Raw genomic sequence first — 674 nt, 5'->3', positions numbered from 1 at the left:
TGCAACACCTTGCGCGCCTGCGGGTCCAGGGTGCCAACCCCAACTGCGATTTCGACTAGCGCAGCGTGGGCACCTTTGCCCAGTTGGTCCACGCCGAGGTTGGCCTGGCGCATCAGGCTGTCCTGCAGCTCGGTGACCTGGCCTTCCACCCAGACGCTGAGGGTCACGCTGAGGTTGGCTATTTTGGGGTCCAGCACCGCCAGGCTGAGCAGGCCGCCCTGAATCAACGGGCGCACCTGTCTGCGCACCTTGCGGGCCTCTTCGTCGGTTTTGCCCAACTCGTCCTTGAGGCCTTCCCAGGTGCGGTCGATGGCATCCGCGGCCTTGCGTTGCAGGTTGCGCAGGTGCTCGCATTGCAGGGCGTAGTATTCACCGAGCTTCATCTTCACCTTGAGTTCGGTCAGATGAATACCGTTGTAGAGCAGTTGGCTGGCACTGTTGAGACGCGAAACCGCCCGGCCCACGCCAGGGCCGAGTGACGGTTGCAAGCGGGCGGCAGCGGCATTGAGGGCGCCGAGGAGCTGCGCCATGGCATGCTGTAGACGGGGGCGGACATGCTGCTTGAAGTCGTCGTTGGCGATGAGCTTGGTAAGGGTGGAGTAGAGCTTTTCGCTGTCGTTCCAGTCGCCATCACCTGTTGCATTGAAACTGGGCAACAGATCGGCCAGCAAGCC

1 protein-coding gene is annotated in these 674 nt (G+C 62.6%); it reads right to left on the bottom strand.

What is annotated here, in order from left to right; genetic code table 11:
* Positions 1–674, bottom strand: a 674-nt coding sequence (locus P353_RS27395; protein WP_034376692.1) for a hypothetical protein, incomplete at both ends; no start/stop codon positions are given.

The organism is Comamonas testosteroni, assembly GCF_000761245.1.
GTDB lineage: Bacteria > Pseudomonadota > Gammaproteobacteria > Burkholderiales > Burkholderiaceae_C > Comamonas > Comamonas testosteroni_C.
Note: the sequence above shows the minus strand (reverse complement) of the source record. Positions and strands in the feature narration are given on the sequence as shown.